At 27.7% G+C, this 17900-nt stretch carries 18 protein-coding genes; 16 read left to right on the forward strand and 2 right to left on the reverse strand.

Annotation, left to right across the window (positions count from 1 at the left end; translation table 11 throughout):
- The first annotated feature begins 70 nt into the window (after positions 1 to 70).
- From fliB to NG918_RS03745, 8 genes are all read left to right on the forward strand, one after another.
- The gene (gene fliB, locus NG918_RS03710; protein ID WP_252214747.1) at positions 71 to 1282 is read left to right on the forward strand and encodes a flagellin lysine-N-methylase; all 1212 of its coding nucleotides are present in this window, start codon (positions 71 to 73) and stop codon (positions 1280 to 1282) included.
- A 136-nt stretch (positions 1283 to 1418) separates the two neighbouring features.
- Positions 1419 to 1727 (forward strand): winged helix-turn-helix transcriptional regulator, encoded by a 309-nt coding sequence (locus tag NG918_RS03715; RefSeq protein WP_252214749.1) that lies wholly within the window; start codon positions 1419 to 1421, stop codon positions 1725 to 1727.
- A gap of 290 nt (positions 1728 to 2017) precedes the next feature.
- Entirely contained in the window at positions 2018 to 2716 is a 699-nt protein-coding gene (locus NG918_RS03720) for a pirin family protein (RefSeq protein ID WP_252214755.1), read from the forward strand.
- A gap of 78 nt (positions 2717 to 2794) precedes the next feature.
- Entirely contained in the window at positions 2795 to 3394 is a 600-nt protein-coding gene (locus tag NG918_RS03725; RefSeq protein ID WP_252214758.1) for a nitroreductase family protein, read from the forward strand.
- 455 nt (positions 3395 to 3849) lie between these two features.
- Positions 3850 to 4608 (forward strand): MurR/RpiR family transcriptional regulator, encoded by a 759-nt coding sequence (locus tag NG918_RS03730; protein ID WP_252214760.1) that lies wholly within the window; start codon positions 3850 to 3852, stop codon positions 4606 to 4608.
- A gap of 129 nt (positions 4609 to 4737) precedes the next feature.
- Positions 4738 to 6327, forward strand: a complete 1590-nt coding sequence (locus NG918_RS03735) for a PTS transporter subunit EIIC (protein WP_252214762.1) — start codon at positions 4738 to 4740, stop codon at positions 6325 to 6327.
- A 57-nt stretch (positions 6328 to 6384) separates the two neighbouring features.
- Positions 6385 to 7710: a 6-phospho-alpha-glucosidase gene (locus NG918_RS03740; protein WP_252214764.1), complete on the forward strand. Its 1326-nt coding sequence runs from the start codon at positions 6385 to 6387 to the stop codon at positions 7708 to 7710.
- Between the two features lie 8 nt (positions 7711 to 7718).
- The gene (locus tag NG918_RS03745; RefSeq protein ID WP_252214765.1) at positions 7719 to 8204 is read left to right on the forward strand and encodes a PTS sugar transporter subunit IIA; all 486 of its coding nucleotides are present in this window, start codon (positions 7719 to 7721) and stop codon (positions 8202 to 8204) included.
- 198 nt (positions 8205 to 8402) lie between these two features.
- Here the strand turns inward: NG918_RS03745 and NG918_RS03750 are convergent, their stop codons facing one another.
- Positions 8403 to 8636 carry a DUF6143 family protein gene (locus NG918_RS03750; protein WP_353735855.1) on the reverse strand — a complete coding sequence of 78 codons (234 nt, stop codon included), beginning with the start codon at positions 8634 to 8636 and terminating at the stop codon, positions 8403 to 8405.
- A gap of 609 nt (positions 8637 to 9245) precedes the next feature.
- Between NG918_RS03750 and NG918_RS03755 the strand changes: the two genes are divergently transcribed.
- Both NG918_RS03755 and NG918_RS03760 read left to right on the forward strand, forming a co-directional pair.
- A complete protein-coding gene (locus NG918_RS03755) occupies positions 9246 to 10751 on the forward strand; it encodes a sodium-dependent transporter (RefSeq protein WP_252224630.1) in 1506 nt (501 codons plus the stop codon).
- Positions 10752 to 10859 carry a MetS family NSS transporter small subunit gene (locus NG918_RS03760; protein WP_252214770.1) on the forward strand — a complete coding sequence of 36 codons (108 nt, stop codon included), beginning with the start codon at positions 10752 to 10754 and terminating at the stop codon, positions 10857 to 10859.
- Between the two features lie 278 nt (positions 10860 to 11137).
- Here the strand turns inward: NG918_RS03760 and NG918_RS03765 are convergent, their stop codons facing one another.
- Positions 11138 to 11815, reverse strand: coding sequence for a Crp/Fnr family transcriptional regulator (locus tag NG918_RS03765; RefSeq protein ID WP_252214883.1), 678 nt, complete (start codon positions 11813 to 11815; stop codon positions 11138 to 11140).
- Positions 11816 to 11931: 116 nt separating this feature from the next.
- Here NG918_RS03765 and NG918_RS03770 point away from each other — a divergent pair, with 116 nt between their 5' ends.
- The 6 genes from NG918_RS03770 to NG918_RS03795 all read left to right on the forward strand — a co-directional run bounded on the left by NG918_RS03770 (position 11932) and on the right by NG918_RS03795 (position 17573).
- A complete protein-coding gene (locus tag NG918_RS03770) occupies positions 11932 to 13143 on the forward strand; it encodes an MFS transporter (protein WP_252214771.1) in 1212 nt (403 codons plus the stop codon).
- 169 nt (positions 13144 to 13312) lie between these two features.
- Complete coding sequence (locus NG918_RS03775; RefSeq protein ID WP_252214773.1) at positions 13313 to 13738, forward strand: flavodoxin; 426 nt, start codon at positions 13313 to 13315, stop codon at positions 13736 to 13738.
- Between the two features lie 17 nt (positions 13739 to 13755).
- Positions 13756 to 14406 (forward strand): DUF3793 family protein, encoded by a 651-nt coding sequence (locus NG918_RS03780; protein ID WP_252214775.1) that lies wholly within the window; start codon positions 13756 to 13758, stop codon positions 14404 to 14406.
- A 226-nt stretch (positions 14407 to 14632) separates the two neighbouring features.
- Entirely contained in the window at positions 14633 to 15346 is a 714-nt protein-coding gene (locus NG918_RS03785; RefSeq protein WP_252214777.1) for a DUF554 domain-containing protein, read from the forward strand.
- 340 nt (positions 15347 to 15686) lie between these two features.
- A complete protein-coding gene (locus NG918_RS03790) occupies positions 15687 to 16589 on the forward strand; it encodes a 3'-5' exoribonuclease YhaM family protein (protein ID WP_252214779.1) in 903 nt (300 codons plus the stop codon).
- A gap of 150 nt (positions 16590 to 16739) precedes the next feature.
- A complete protein-coding gene (locus NG918_RS03795; protein WP_252214781.1) occupies positions 16740 to 17573 on the forward strand; it encodes a deoxyribonuclease IV in 834 nt (277 codons plus the stop codon).
- The last annotated feature ends 327 nt before the right edge of the window (positions 17574 to 17900 follow it).

Consider the following 17900-nt stretch of genomic DNA (forward strand, 5'->3'; position numbering starts at 1 on the left):
TTTAAATTATATATAATGTTGATGATATAATTAGCCTTAGATAAAATATTAAAATGTAAGGAAGATAAACATGAAAAAGAGTGTAAAAATGATATATCCATCATATATAGATAAGTTTCAGTGTATTGGAGGAAAATGTGAAGATAACTGTTGCATTGGATGGGATATAGATATTGATAAAGAAACATTTAAAAAATATCACAAAGTTAAAGATGAAACAATGAACAAGATGTTCCAAAAAAATGTTCATAACAATAAATATTGTACCAATAAAGATTTAGATTATGGAAGAATTAAATTAAACAAAATAAAAAGATGTCCGTTTCTAGATGATGAGAATTATTGTTTGATTCAAGGGAAATTTGGTGAGGATTATCTTTCTAGTGTTTGTACTCAATTTCCTAGAGTATTAAATAAAGTAGATGATCATTATGAAATATGCCTTGATGCAGCATGTCCGGAGGCAGCAAGAATTATTTTTGGAAGTAAAGAGAAAATAGAATTTAAGGAAAGTGAAAAGAGTTTAGGTAAGTATACTATGTCAGGTGTACTTGATACTACATCATATGAATTTAAAGATACACCTATAGAGTATTTCAAAGAGATACGAGATTTTTCAATAAAAGTAATGCAAAATAGAAATTTAAATATCAGCTGTAGATTATATGTTCTTGGTGATTTTTTAAATGAGCTAGAAGATATAGAAAGTGACAAAATAAAGGAGTTTATAAATAAATATGATATAGAATCTGAATCTAAGTCTTATAAAAGAGAGCGTATGAATTATGCACTTCAAGTTTCATTTTTTAAAAATGTAGTTGATTCTTTAGATATAGTAAATGAAACTGATAGTGATAAATTTAAAAACTATACGAAAGAACTTTTAAAGGGATATAATATTAAAGATAATGAGGATGTAATTAAAAATGCAGAGGAATATATAAATGCATTTGAAAAATATACAGAGAAGTATATAGAAACTAACAGCCACATATTCGAAAATTATATGGTTAATTTTATATATAATAATTTATTCCCTTTTTCAGAAAGCGATTTTATGTTTGAAGGATATATTATGCTTTTATTTAGATATTCATTAATTAGGTTCTATCTAGTTGGAAAATACATATATAATGAAAAAGATTCTGTAGAACATATGATAGAGTTTATTCAAGTATTCATAAAGGCAGTAGAGCACGATAAGAACTATAGAAGCGAGATTTTAGAATATATTAAAGAAAACAATTTTGATAATATGGAATTTGCAAAAATGCTTTTGTAATTTTAAATAAGCCAATGATAAAAGTGAAATTCTCTATGTATTTCCAATCCTATCAAAACCATTGTGTTGGTATAATATTATACTATTTATTTTTATTAATTAAGTATGATAGAATAATAGCAGGTGGTGATTAGATATGGAAAAATATCACATGTGCCCAAGGTTTGAAAATGCTTTTGAATTATTAGGAAAGAGATGGACCGGATTGATTATAAGAACATTATTGAATGGACAAAATCGATTTTCGGATATAGCGGAAGCAATTCCTAATATGAGCGCTCGTATGCTTACAGAAAGATTTAAAGAACTGGAGAAAGAAGGACTTATTATTAGAAAAGTTTATCCAGAAACTCCAGTACGTATAGAGTATGAACTAACAGAAAAAGGGTATCAACTGCAAGTTGTTATGGACGAAATTCAAAAATGGGCCGAAAAATGGATGTAATTAACATAATGTAAAAACTTATAAAGAATCTCCTTTTAATTTTAAGGGGTTCTTTTTATTTTTGTCTAAATAAAAATGAAAGTTTAAAAGCATGTCTGAATATTTATTATAAAAAAGGTCTTGACTAATTATAATGAATGTGTGATAATCAATTCAAGTTAGTTACTAAATGTAACTAACTTGAATAAAATTCTATAATAATTTTTTGTAAGATAGTAAAATTATTATAGAATAGTTTAGTAATGTTTTAAGTTAAAATCTAAAATAATAATCAGGAGGAGGGATATAGAATGTTAAGTAAGATAAAAAGTAATGATATGGGTAATAGTAATCTTGGATGGCTAAGATCTAAATTCCATTTTTCTTTTGCAGAATATTACAATCCATATAATATGAGATTTGGAGCTTTAAGAGTTATAAATGATGATTTAATTAAACCTGACACTGGATTTGACACTCACCCTCATAAAGATATGGAAATAATAACATATGTAATTAATGGTGAACTTACGCATGAAGATAGCATGGGTAATAAAAACACAATAACTCGTGGTCATGTTCAATACATGAGTGCGGGAACAGGGGTATATCATAGTGAGTTTAACTTTAGAGAAGATACATTGAGATTGTTACAGATATGGATCTTGCCAGATAAACAAGGATATAATCCTGACTATGGAGACTATAGGTTTAATTGGAATGTTAGACAAAACAAATGGCTTCATATGGTTTCAAGAAAAGATGGAAATGCACCAATAAAAATAAATCAAGATATGAATGTTTATTCTTTAGAACTTGGAAAAGAAAAAGAGATTAATTTCACAGTTAATGAGGGAAGACAGGCGTATCTAGTTCAGATAGAGGGAACTTCTATAATAAATGATATTGAGTTAAATGATAGAGATGGAATGAAAATAATTGAGGAAGATATTTTAATCCAAGGAAAAGAAACTTCCCATATTTTGATTTTAGAAATGAAAAAAGAATAATAATATTAAGTATGTATATAATAATTATATTAAAAATAATAAAAAATAAGATTTTATATGAATTAGGAGGAGTTATTAATGTCAAAAGATTTTTTTACTGCAGTAGCAGATAGACGTTCATTTTATGGAATTAGCAAGGAGACTGTGGTTTCAGACGATAGAATTAAAGAGATTATAGACCATGCTGTGAAACATACTCCATCAGCATTTAATTCACAAAGTACAAGAGTCGTGTTAGTATTAGGAACTCACCATGATAAATTATGGGATATTACAAAAGAAGCTTTGAGAAAAGTTGTACCAGTTGATCAATTTAGTACTACTGAAGATAAAATAAATTCATTTAAAAATGGATATGGTACAGTATTGTTCTACGACGATAATAGTATAGTAGAAGATTTGCAACAAAAATTTGCTCTTTATAAAGATAATTTCCCAATCTGGGCTCAACAAACAAATGGAATGCATCAATTTGTTATTTGGACTGCATTAGAAATTGAAGGATTTGGAGTATCATTACAACATTATAATGAAATTATTGAAAATGATGTAAAGAAAGAATGGAACATATCTGATAACTGGAAGCTTATTGGGCAAATGCCATTTGGAAAACCAACAGCAGAGCCAAAAGAAAAGGAGTACCAACCGTTAGAAGAACGTGTCAAGATATTTAAGTAAACTGTTCTTAAATAGATACTAAGATTAATACTTTATAGATAAAAGCCAGTGTGTAATAACATACTGGCTTTTATGAATAAAGGATTTTGTATATCTGAATATATTCCATTTCTAGGAGTTAAAGATTTATATTTACTTAATGTAAATATAAATCTTTAACTTACTTCAATTCTTATATATAATATAGTATAAAGTCAAACTTAGCTTCAGAGGGAATTTTTTATTTCACACTGAAGATTAGTTAAGCTTATACTCTAGAATAGCTATCTCATCTAGGGTCATGCCACGGTTATCTCTCATCCAATAGAAAAATAGAGAATCAAAATCTTTGATTTTATGTGAATCATTTTCTCCTTTAGGTGAGATAAGAGTTTTAAAGCGGACAGACATAACAATTTATTAAATACCGCAAAATAAATTGGAAATTCTTTTATTATTGAGAGGATGATTGAACGATGAAAGTTGACTTAACTAAGATAGTTAATAATAAAAAAATTACACCTATAGAAGAGCAGGTACTTGAATATATAATTAATAATATTGATAGTGTGATGGATATTGGGGTTAGGGGAGTTGCAGCTGAAAATTATACATCCACATCTACAATCATGAGGCTTTCAAAAAAATTAGGTTTTACGGGATTTATTGATATGATTTATAATATAACTCCCCTAATAGATAGTGGTAATACTAGAATTATAGAAAAATCAGAATCATTAATAGGTACGGATATTAACTTTTTATTGAAGTATATAGATGAGGAATCAGTAAAAAGATTTATAGAAATATTATCAAGTGGAACGAGGAAGTATATTTTTATTTATGCAAGAGGCTATTCTGAAATAGCTGGAGAATACTTTAATAAAAAACTGCTAGGCATAGGGATAAAGAGCATATTGATAGATTCTAAAGGTAGCTTTGAAAATAATCTAGAAGATATGGAAACACTAATAGTAATATCAAAATCTGGGGAAACTAAAGAAGTATTAGATAAGGTTCAAGTAGCAAAAAATAAGAATAAATTAATTGTTTCATTTACAAAAGAAGTTGAAAACAGTATTTCAGCTCTTTCTGATATTTCTTTTAAAATATTTGATATGCATAAATTAGATGATAGCAATGTACTGCCTAACTCATTTTTTGCTAATATGCTAATGTTTATGGAGTACTTAATTTACAGATATTATAAAGAAACAAAAAAAGAAAATAAATAGTCATTTTGAGAAACCTGTTATCTTTTATGCTAACAGGTTTCTTAATGCTTAAAATCTATTTCAAATAAATGAAAACGTATATATAATGAGTCTATGAAGAACATAATAATTTAATAAGAGGTGGAAATTATGAAGGATAAAATCATGAATGCCATGCAAAGGTTTTCAAAAGCTATGTTTATTCCAGTATTAATACTTCCCATTGTAGGTATATTAATAGCTTTTGGAAATATCTTTACAAATGCCAAATTAGCAGAATATGCGCCATTTCTCAAAAATAGCATAATATTTGGATTTGGTAAAATACTATCCGGTTCTTTAGTACCTATACTATCAAATCTTGGAATAATATTCTGTGTTGGGTTAGCAGTAGGACTTGCAAAAGAGAAAAAAGCAGAATCGGGTTTTACATCAGTTTTAGTTTATCTAATATTTAATAATGCCATGAACATATTTCTTAATTTATCAGGAAAACTAGTCCCAGCTGATCAGTTAAGAGGCTCAGGTCAAGCAGTTGTACTTGGAACTCAAGTTTTAGACATGGGAGTTTTTTTAGGAATAATTTTAGGTATAGTTGTAGCTTATGTTCATAATAAGTATTGCAAAAAAGAGTTTAATGGGGCCCTTCAAATATATGGTGGATCAAGATTAGTATTCTTAATACTGATTCCAATAGTAGTTATATTAGCAGTTATACTTTCTTATGTTTGGCCATCAGTACAATGGGGAATATCAAGTTTAGGATATTATATACAAAAAAGCGGTAACTTCGGAATATTTATATATGGAATGTTAGAAAGACTTCTAATTCCAACAGGCTTACATCATTTAGTTTACACTCCATTCTTATATAGTCAGCTTGGAGGAATAGAAACTATAGCAGGTAAAGTGTTAGAAGGCTCAAGAAATATTTACTTTGCACAAATTGCAGACCCTTCAATTAAAGTTTTATCAAGTACAGTTATATGGGATGCTAGAGGATTATCAAAAATGTTTGGTTTAATAGGAGCATGCTTAGCACTGTATCATACAGCAGATGCTGATAAGAAAAAGAAAGCTAAAGCAATACTTATACCAGCAGCAATAACATCAATAATAGCAGGTGTAACAGAACCTATTGAATTTTCATTCTTATTTACAGCACCAATACTATTTGGAGTACATGCAGTATTAAGTGGACTTGGAATGGTAGCCTTAAATATATTAGGTGTACGAGCAATAGCACCTAATGGATTTATAGATTTCTTACTATATAACTTACCACTTGGTATAGAAAAAACAGGTTGGCCAATGTTTATTTTAGTAGGTATTGCACAATTTGCAGTTTACTACATAATATTTAGATTCTTAATAGTTAAACTTAACTTAAAGACCACTGGAAGAGAAGACAGTATTGAAGAAGTTAAACTTTACACTAAACAAGATTATAAGGGCAAGGTATCAGGAGAACAAGGTGTTGGAGATAAAGCTTCAGGAAATGAAGCTATTGTAATAATAGAAGCATTAGGTGGAAAAGAAAATATTAAAAAAGTAGATAACTGCTTTACAAGATTAAGATTAATCCTTGAAGATACATCAAAGGTTGATGAAGTTACATTAAAAGGAACAGGAGCTACAGGAGTAGTTAAAAAAGGAGAAAATGTTCAAGTAATTTACGGACTACATGTTACTAGAATTAGATCTATAGTAGATGAAGCATTAGGAATCGTAGGAGAATAACATAATTTACAGAAATAGTAGAAGAATAATATTAATTAAAGGAAAGAGGGAATATATATGAAAAAACATTCTATTGTTATTGCAGGAGGCGGAAGCACATTCACTCCAGGAATAGTTATGATGCTATTAGATAATCTACACCGTTTTCCAATTAGAAAATTAAAATTATATGATAATGACGGTGAACGTCAAAGCGTTATTGGTGAAGCTTTAGATATTTTATTAAAAGAAAATGCAGCAGATATTGAGTTTTCTTATACAACAGATCCAAAAGAAGCATTTACAGATGTTGATTTCTGTATGGCTCATATACGTGTAGGAAAATATGAGATGCGTGAAAAGGACGAAAAAATTCCTTTGAAATACGGAGTACTTGGGCAAGAAACTTGCGGACCAGGAGGAATTGCCTATGGAATGAGAAGCATAGGAGGCATGCTGGAATTAATAGATTTAATGGAAAGGTATTCACCAGATTGTTGGATGTTAAACTATTCTAACCCAGCATCAATTGTTGCTGAGGCTTGCCGTAGATTAAAGCCAAATTCAAAGGTACTAAATATTTGTGATATGCCAGTAGGAACTCTTCGTCGTATGGCAGGAATTGTGGATTTAGAACCAAGTGATTTAGAAGTTAAATACTTTGGATTAAATCACTTTGGATGGTGGACTAGCGTTAAGGATAAACAAGGAAATGATTTGACAGATAGAATTAAAGCATATGTCGCAGAAAATGGATACTTAACAGTAAAAGAAGTAGAGACACAACATACAGATCCAAGCTGGCAAGAAACTCATAAAAAAGCAAAAGATTTATTAGCAGTAGATCCAAGATTTTTACCTAATACTTATTTGAAGTATTATCTATATCCTGATTATGTTGTAGAGCACTCTAATGCTGAATATTCTAGAGCAAACGAAGTAATGGATGGAAGAGAAAAGGATGTATTTAATGCAGCACGAGCTATTATAAAAGCTGGAACAGCAAAAGGTGGACAATTCCATATAGATGCTCATGCTACTTTTATAGTAGATCTAGCTAGAGCAATTGCTTATAATACCCATGAAAGAATGCTATGTATAGTAGAGAATAAAGGTGCTATTTCTAATTTTGATCCAACTGCTATGGTTGAAGTTCCATGCATAGTTGGAAGTGATGGACTAGAACCTTTAGCACAAGGAGAAATTCCACAATTCCAAAAGGGATTAATGGAACAACAGGTATCAGTAGAAAAGTTAGTAGTTGAAGCTTGGATTGAAAATAGCTATCAAAAATTGTGGCAAGCGCTTACTTTGTCTAAAACTTTACCAAGTGCTGGAATTGCTAAATTGTTATTAGATGATCTTATAGAAGCTAATAAAGGCTATTGGCCGGAATTAAAGTAGAGGTGTATATGTTTAAGAATTTATTTAATAAAAACAAGAACAAAATGTTTTATGCTTTTGCTGATGGCATAAGTGTTGATTTAAGCGATGTTAATGATGAAGTATTCTCACAAAAGATGATGGGGGAAGGAATTGCAATTAAACCAAGTGAAGGTGAAATATACTCGCCATGTGATGGAACTATTGCTGCAGTCATGAAAGAAAGTAAGCATGCAGTTGGTATTAGAACAAAAGATGGTGTAGAATTTCTTATCCATGTAGGGATTGATACTATAGCTTTAAATGGAAAAGGCTTTAAATTATACTGTGAGGAAGGAAAAACAGTAAAAAAAGGTGAGCTTCTTTTAAGCTTTGATAGAAACTTTATTAAAGAAAAAGGATTAGATGATATTACTATCCTTGTAATTTCAGAAGCTAATAACCATAAGATTGTAAACCTAAATATTGGCATGAGCATGAAAGCTAAAGAAGGAATTTTATTAGAGTATAATTAGCTGAATATGTACGCAGAAGAAGACTTACAATGACAGCACAAGATATTATATTTTGTGAAAAGATTATAAATGTGAGATTTGGATTCCTATTAAGAAGTAAACTAAGAGAATAAAGCTTAATCTATATTGACGAATCCACGACAGAAATGTCGTGGATTTTATTTTTAATATTCATAGGATAATAATAAAAGTTTTATTTTAACAATGACAGCATGGATATTCATATATTTTTTCTTCCCACCATCCGAAAGCAACTATTGTACTATCAAATTGAATTGGTAGGAATCCGCCAAGATAAACTATAAGAGATTGTCCAGGTGAAATAATTATTTGTCCACCATCAATTACTAAAGTTGAATATGGAGAAACTATTCTACTAAATATATCTACACCATTTTTAGGTGGCTTAGTAGTTGTAGGTAAATATTTAATTTATTATTTAAATCTAAAAATTACATTTAAAATGTAAATTTATAGAACATATTTTAAACTTTTTAAATATTTAACAAATTTAACATCTAATTAATTTTATTAAAAAATATAGTTAATTTATAAAAAAATATAATAATAAACATTGATTTTTTAATAATTTATTATTAAATCATAGTATTTATTGGAGTTATTCTTAATAAGAATATTGACAAAAAGCAAAATATAATGTTAATATGATTAAAATTACAAAGGAGAGGAAATATTATGCAAATAAGAAAATCACAATTTACAATAGAATTACAATTTAATAGAGTACTCTTATTATTAGCCGAATTACTTTAGCAATTGTGTTTATGATTTGATAAATTTATTACTGTCATAGATACAATTGCTCATTTTAAGCAACTGTGTCTATGATGGCTAATTTATATTTTATAGATAAGAATGCCTCATAGATTTTATATGAGGCTATTTTGTGTTTTTATAGATAAAAATAAGTCTCATAGATTAATATGGAACTTTTTGTATCCTAGGTTAAAAAGTTCCATAGATAACTATGGGACTTTTTTATTTTATAAATATTTAAAATTAACTTAGGAGGATTTATACATGGAAGAAAATCGAGAACAATGGGGATCTAAGATAGGTTTTATACTAGCTGCAATTGGTTCAGCAATAGGCTTGGGGAATATATGGAGATTTCCATATGTAGTGTATTCAAGTGGGGGAGGCGCATTTTTAATACCTTATTTCTTTGCTATATTTACTGCAGGAATTCCTCTTTTAATATTAGAGTATGGAGTAGGTCATAAATTTAGAGGTTCTACACCACTTTCATTATCAAAAATTAATAAAAGATTTGAATGGATTGGATGGTGGCCAATAATTAGTTCATCAATTATATTATGCTATTATTCAATGGTATTAAGTTGGGCTATTAAATACGTAACTCTTAGTTTTAGAAAGGGTTGGGGCGAGGATTCAAACTCATATTTTTATAATTATTTTTTAAAATTATCTGAGTCTCCTTTAGAATTAGGTGGAATAATTTGGCCTGTATTAATTGGAATAGCATTAATTTGGATTGTAAATTGGTATATATGTTATAAAGGAGTAAAATTAGGAATTGAAAAGGCCAGCAAGATATTATTACCTTGTTTATTAGTAATAATGATAATAATAGTTATAAGAGGTGTTACATTAGATGGAGCTGTTGTTGGATTAAATAAATTATTTACACCAGATTGGGATAAAATAAAAGATCCTCAAATTTGGATTTCAGCATATGGACAAGTATTTTTCTCTTTAAGTATAGCCACAGGAATTATGATGACATATTCAAGTTATCTTCCACAAAAAACAGACATAAATAATAGTGCGTTTATGACTGCATTTGCAAATTGTGGATTTGAATTTTTATGTTCTATTGGAGTATTTTCAATTCTTGGAGTAATGGCGACAAGCCAAGGTGTAAGAATTGAAGACGTGGTAACAAGTGGGATTGGACTAGCATTTATAGCATTTCCTAAAGTATTTTCACTTATGGGAATATGGGGAAATATATTAGGAGTTTTATTTTTTATATGTTTAGTATTTGCAGGACTTACCTCATCAGTTTCATTGGTTGAGGCAATAGCAGCAGCTATAATTGATAAATTTCAGTTGAAACGTAAAAAAGTTGTTAGTGTTATGTGCGTAATGGGATTTTTAATAAGCACAGTTTTTGCAACTAATGGTGGGTTATATCTATTAGATATTATGGATAACTTTATAAACAATTATGGAATAGTAACAGTTGGATTATTAGAATCTGTTGTAATTGGATGGATAGTTAAACCTAAGGTTATAAGAGATTACACAAATTCTATTTCTTACTTTAATATAGGAATATGGTGGGATGTGATAATAAAATATGTTACACCTATATTATTATCATTAACACTAGTTAAAAGTATTATAACAGAGATAACAACTCCTTATGGAGGATATGATTCAATATCATTATTATTATATGGATGGTCAATTATAGTAATAGGAATTATAGGTGGAATATTAATTAGTAAGAAACCTTGGAAATATGAATTAAAAAATATAAATAGTAAGGAGGTTATGTAGATGACAAGCCAAGCTATACTATTTTTAATATTGGGAGCAACAATACTTTGGGGAGGATTAATAATTACATTACTAATAACTAGAAAAAAGGAAAGTACAACGTATTAATTCAATATTTAATATTAATAAGTGATACATGGCAGCTTATATTGAAGCTTAAAAAGTTAATAAAATTTAGGGTTAAGTAAATATTAGTTGAGAATTGAGAGTGAAAAATTAAAAGTCAACAAAAAATTTGGTAATTGAATTTATGAAAATATATTATAGGAAAATTTTTAAGACTTTCAAACAAAACTTTCAATTCTCATCTCTCTAATTTTAACTAAAAAAGCGTGGAGTAGCTACTGTACCTATTGCATATATAAACGTATATTTAAAATAGAACGTTAAGAAAAAGCAAATGACTTTAATCTTTTTTCATCTATAATTTTCACTTCTTTATACCCTAAGGATACTAAGCCATCCTTTTGAAATTTATTTAATATTTTGGTTACAGTAACTCTGCAACAACCAATTAATTGAGCTATTTCCTCATGTGAATAATCTATTATATAGAAATCATCATATTTATTTTTCTTAAAATGTACTCCTAAACGTACTAATAATTCAGCAGTTTTTTTATCGGCTTCTAAAAATGCCATACTATTAACTTGTATTGATAAATTTTGAATTGATAAAGACATAAGGTGGAACATTTGAATCATTAGTTCAGGGTATTTAGTTAAATAAGGATATAAATTTTCTAAGCTAACAGCGATTAATTCAACATCAGTAGCAGCACTACCTGATGTTAATCTAGCACCATAGCTAAAATAAGATGATTCACCAAAAAGATTTCCTTTTCTTAAAATTTCAATTGTAAGTTCTGTGCCTTGAGGGGAGATTAGAAAAACTCTAACTCTTCCAGATTTAATTAAATAAAAATTTTCAGCTATATCATCTTGAAAATAAATAATTTCGTCTTTGCGATATTTCTTTAGTGTACCTGCTTCTTCAAATACTTTATAAAATTCAGAAGTTATACTTATAGTAGAACTGGGTAAGGTTTTAAATTTATTATCCATATAATCACCATTCATAAAAAATTTACTATATAGATTGTAGTATAGACTACAATCTATTTTCAAGTATCTAGTTAAAATATTGTAAGGAAAAACCAATATAGGATGGGGATAACGTAATGGATAAAAAAGAAAAACTATGGACAAGTCATTTTATATTAGCATTGTTTATTACAATAGGGGTAAACCTAGCTTGTAATTTATTACTATCAACAATATCAATTTATACAAAACAAATTACACATGTTGATACTTATGCAGGAATAATGACTGGTGCATTTACATTAGCTGCATTATTTATCAGATTGCTTGCAGGAAAACTTTTAGATAAGGTTGGAAGAAGAAAAATCTTGATATTAGGTGTAGCAATAACTGCATTATCAACAATAGCATATTTAGCTATAAATAATATACAAATGATTATACTTTTAAGGATATTTCAGGGATTTGGATTTGGAATATCTTCTACTGCTATAGCAACAATTGTTACCGATGTTACACCAAAATCAAGAATGCTTGAAGGAATAGGATATTCTGGAGTAGGAATAACTATAACTACAGCAGTAGGGCCATCAATTGCATTAGCGTTAGTTGGTAAAGAATATGAAAATTTCAAATTATTATTTATCACAACAACTTTTGTAGCAATTATAACAATTTTGATATCTTTAAAACTATCATACAATGAAAATGTTGAAAAAAATTCATTACAACAAAATGTTAATCAAGTTAATAATGTTAATCAAGTTAATATTGAAGAAAAAAGTAATGAAAAAAATATGATTATACCTGCAATAATATTATTTTTAGCAGCAGTTGCAGAAAGTACTATTTTAGCATTTACAGCTTTGTATGGAATAGAATTAGGCTTTAGTAATATTGGATTATTTTTTACAATAAATGCTTTAGGTATATTAGCATCAAGGTTATTTATAAATCAAATAGTAAGTAAATTTGGAACAAATACAGTTTTATTATATGGATTAATAATTTTTTCTGCATCTATATTTGGGATGTCAATAGTTAAGACAATGCCACAACTAATAATATTTGGATTTTTATGCGGGGTTATGATGGGATCATTATTACCAATAATCAATCTGATGATTTTAGATTCAGTAAGTGAAAATAAAAAAGGAATGGCTAATGCTATTTATTATGCACTATTAGATGGTGGATATGGAGTTGGTTCAATAATTTGGGGAAAAGTAGTTATGGGATATGGTTATAGAAATATTTATGCATATGCTGGATTTACTTTAATGATAGGATTTGTAATATTCGCAGTTCATTTAATGAAAAGTAGAAAATTAGTGTTAAATAAAATATAAAAAGTAATCTATAATTATTTTTTAAAGGTCTTGGTAATTTTAAAATAAATTGCTAGGATCTTTTTTATTTTTAGTAAAAATCCTATTGACAACATTATTTAAGTAGAATATTATAATAATATAATGAAATTGATAATTGTTCTCAACAGGAGAACCAAGAGGAGGATTTATGAAGATAATTTATTGGAGTGGTACAGGTAATACAGAAGCTATGGCAAATTTAGTAGCGAAAGGTATAGAGGAGTCTGGTACTAAGACTGAAATGATAAATATTTCTAGTGCAAAAATTGATAGTTTAAAAGATGAAAATATAGTAGTACTAGGATGTCCATCTATGGGAGATGAAGAACTTGAATCTGGAGAATTTGAACCATTTTTAGAGAGTGTACAAGAAGACTTAAAAAATAAAAAAGTTATATTGTTTGGATCTTATGGATGGGGTGATGGACAATGGATGAGAAGCTGGGAAGAAAAAATGACAGATTCAGGAGTTAATGTGGCTTTAGAACCATTAATTGTAAATTATACACCTGAAGGTGAAAGTGAAGAACAATGTATTGAATATGGAAGAGAAATAGCTAAATTAAGTAATTAATTAATGGAGGAGTAATGATGGGAGAAAAAATTAGTACTTTTTATAACTTATTAAATGGTATGGAGGGAAAAGAATATATTGAAACTTTTATATCTTATAATGTTGCATTAATAAGTGCTAGATTGAAACCATCCATTACACTGAATTTAAGTAAATATGATAATAAAGATATATTTTATTTGTGGAATATATATGGAAAAGATTATTTGAGAAAATTAAATTTAGGATATATCTCATTAAGAGATAGTGATAAGTCTTTAATAGTATTAATTTATGATAAAGATTTATTAGAAAAATATATCAATAAGAAGGATAATTTGAAATTTCTTAATTGTGTAGGATATGATAGGGAGCTATCAGTAGAAGATGCATTGAACACATTAAAAGATAGATATGAAGTATATAACTGTCCTCATGAATTAGGAATATTTTTAGGATATCCTTTAGATGATGTTAAAGATTTTATGGAATGCTCAAATAAAAAATGCTTAACTTGTGGATATTGGAAAGTATATAATAGTGAACATAAGGCAAAAACAATTTTTACATTGTTTGATAAAGTAAAAGAGTTCACAGTAACTAATATAATAGAAGGAAATAGAGCAAATAATTTATCCCTTACATTAAAAGATAACTTCCAAAAAAATCATAAAATAATATTTGATTAAATAATAATAAAGCGTGGCATGAAGCCACGTTTTTTTTATGCCCAAATTATTCCTACATTGCATTTGGAAAGGGTGCATGGCTAAAAAAATCGACGCTTTAAAGTCGCCTTGCGATTTTGTTCTGTAAAGATAATATTTCAATTTTTTAATGTTGACTTTTAAAATGTAATATGTTAACATTTCATATCTTTTGCAAAAGAAAATTAGTAGAAAGAAGGTATTTATTATGCCTATTGGTATTTTTTTAGATTCTTTAGCAGTTTTAATAGGGGGAGTTCTTGGAGCAAGATTTAAGCATAAAATTCCTCATCGTATTAATTATCCACTTACAATTATTTTTGGGATTTCGGCAATTGTAATTGGAGTGGTATCATTTATTAAATTGAAGTCTTTACCAGCAGTGATATTATCATTGATTTTGGGAACACTAATGGGAGAATTAATGGATTTAGATACAAAAGTAAAGAACATATTTAAGAAGGTTATTTATAAGTTTCACTTTGAAATAGAGGGAGATCAAGAAGCATATATGAATTTTTATGTAATTGTAGCTGCAACTTTTTGCTTAAGTGGAACAAACATTTTTGGTGCAATGAATGAAGCTATGACTGGGGACATTACAATATTATTATCAAAGGCTATTATGGATATTTTTGCTGGAGCTATTTTTGCATGCATACTTGGATATGCAATGAATTTAATTGTTGTTCCTCAATTTTTAATTTTAGGTGCATTCTTCTATCTTGCAAAGTTTATTATGCCATTAATAAATGCTAATATGTTAGGAGATTTTACAGCTATTGGAGGAATATTGACTTTTATAATTGGTTTATCTATTGCAGAAATTAAAAAAATAAAAGTAGTTAATTTACTTCCAGCATTGGTAATTGTATTTCCTATATCATTTTTGTTTCAGTTAATGTTAGAAAACATATTTTAAATATTTTTATCAACATATTTTTTAGTGATTTATGGGAGATACGGAAGGCTAAATGTACAAGCTTCAGAAGAAAAAAGGTGAATGTGTTTATTCAATAAAGGTAAATTGAGATTCATGACTAGAGTCAATTCATTTTCAGATAAAACTATAGATTAACTATAAAAATTGCATAATATTAAAAACAAATTAAAAGGTGTTTTGAGGAATACTTATTATTATTTATAAATTTTCAATATAATTGTGGTACAATATATTAATTATTTAATTTACAGGAAATAATTATAATTTGTATATTTTTACACATAATATTTTTATAAATAAATTTAAAATGGAGGATTTTATGAGTGATAAAGATAAGTTTTTATGCGATTTAAAAGATGAAGAAACTATAGAAATAAATTTAATGGTTATGAGGATAATTTTTAAAGATCCTAATAAGACAGTATGTATACTTGCAGATAAGACAGGAGAAAGCAAATCAAATATAGCTAGTAAAAAACAAGATATTAAGGAAGGTATGGTGCTAAAAGTACATGGAACAAAGGGCGTAAATTTAGATATTAGAAAATATGAATTTATTTCAGAGTACAATTTAGAAGACTATCTTCCAACAGTGAAGAGACCAATTGAAGATATAATGAATGAAATTGAAGAATACACAAATAAATATATAATATCTAGAGAAGGAAAAGCATTAAATGATTATTTTTTTAAAGATGAAAAGTTCTTAAATAAGTTTAAACGTGGAATTGGCGGTGTATCTATGCATCATAATTACATAGGGGGACTTGCTGAGCATACGTTAAATGTTATGTATTTAACTGCTATGCTATGCGAAAGATATGATTGTAGAAGACCTGAAATAGCAGTACTTTCTGCCAAACTTCATGATATTGGAAAGATATATGAACTTTACTATGAGGGTCCTTTTAGATATACACTACAAGGTGAGATGGAGGGACATATTGTAATTGGTGTTCAAATGATAGATCAGGCTGCTCGTGAAAATTCTTTTTCTTATAGTGATGATTTTATAAGTAGAATAAAAGGATGCATTACTCAACATCATGGTAAACTTGAATATGGATCTCCTAGAGATATGAAGATGGAAGAATCCTTTATAGTAAATTATGCTGATTCTATAGATGCTACAATGAATAAAATTAATCAATTAAAAGATAAGACTAAAAGTGGAACATGGTCAGAATATGATAGAAGAATTGAGACGAAGCTTTATTTATAGATATATAATAAAGTTTATGAAATAATAAATGAAACTTTAGATGATACACTAAGGGAGAATAATTATTATGTAGCAATAATAATTTATTAGCAGTATAATATAATAAAATAAATAATAAATAAACTGCTAGTTAAATATGGAGGATATAATATGTTAAATATAGGATGTCATTTATCTTCATCAAAGGGCTTTAAAAATATGGGTGAAAATGCTTTAAAAATTGGAGCAAATACATTTCAGTTTTTTACTCGTAATCCAAGGGGAAGCAAGGCAAAAGATATAGATGAAAATGATGTTAAAGAATTTTTAGAATTAGCAAAGGAAAATAATTTTTGTAAGATATTAGCTCATGCACCATATACATTAAATGCATGTTCAGCTGATGAAAGAAATAGAGAATTTGCAATAGAAATAATGGCAGATGACTTAAAAAGAATGGAGTATCTGCCTAATAATTTATATAATTTTCATCCAGGCAGTCATGTTAAGCAAGGAACAGAAGTTGGTATAGAGTATATTTCAAGTGCTTTAAATTCTATTTTAAAAAAGGATCAAACAACTAAAGTTCTTTTAGAAACTATGTCAGGAAAGGGAACTGAAGTAGGCAGAAATTTTGAAGAAATAGCTGAAATTATAAAACGCGTTGAATTAAAAGAACATATAGGGGTATGCCTTGATACATGTCATATTCATGATGCAGGATATGATATAGTAAATGATTTAGATAAAGTTTTAGATAAATTTGATAATATAATAGGATTAGACAAATTATATGCAATTCATTTAAATGACAGTAAAAATCCATTTGAAAGTCATAAAGATAGACATGAAACTATAGGAAATGGGTATATAGGATTAAAAGCTGTAACAAATATTATTAATCATCCCCAATTATGTAATTTACCATTTTTCCTTGAGACACCGAATGAACTTGATGGATATAAGAATGAAATAGAGTTATTAAAAAGTGTATATAAAGAATAATTTTTAGAAGGGTTCTATTAAGAATCCTTTTTTCTTTGTTATTAAGCTAGGATAAATTTCATCTGAATCAAATATATATAGCTTATTATAATTTAATAATAATTGCATCTTAAATAAGAGATGTACAATGTATATTATTGATGATTTTTATATTTATATGTTATAATTGGATATAATATGTAAAGAAGAAGTTTTATTTAGAAGAGTTATTTTATGTAATGTGATAATGTCAACTTTTTTTTAATAACTATTAACATAGCACTTTACAAATGGAAAAAAATGTATAATAATAAATATAAAATTATAATTTTTGGCTATGTTTTAGCA

Origin of the sequence: Clostridium sp. ZBS2 (genome assembly GCF_023845855.1) — a bacterium.
GTDB classification, from domain to species: Bacteria; Bacillota; Clostridia; order Clostridiales; family Clostridiaceae; genus Clostridium; species Clostridium aquiflavi.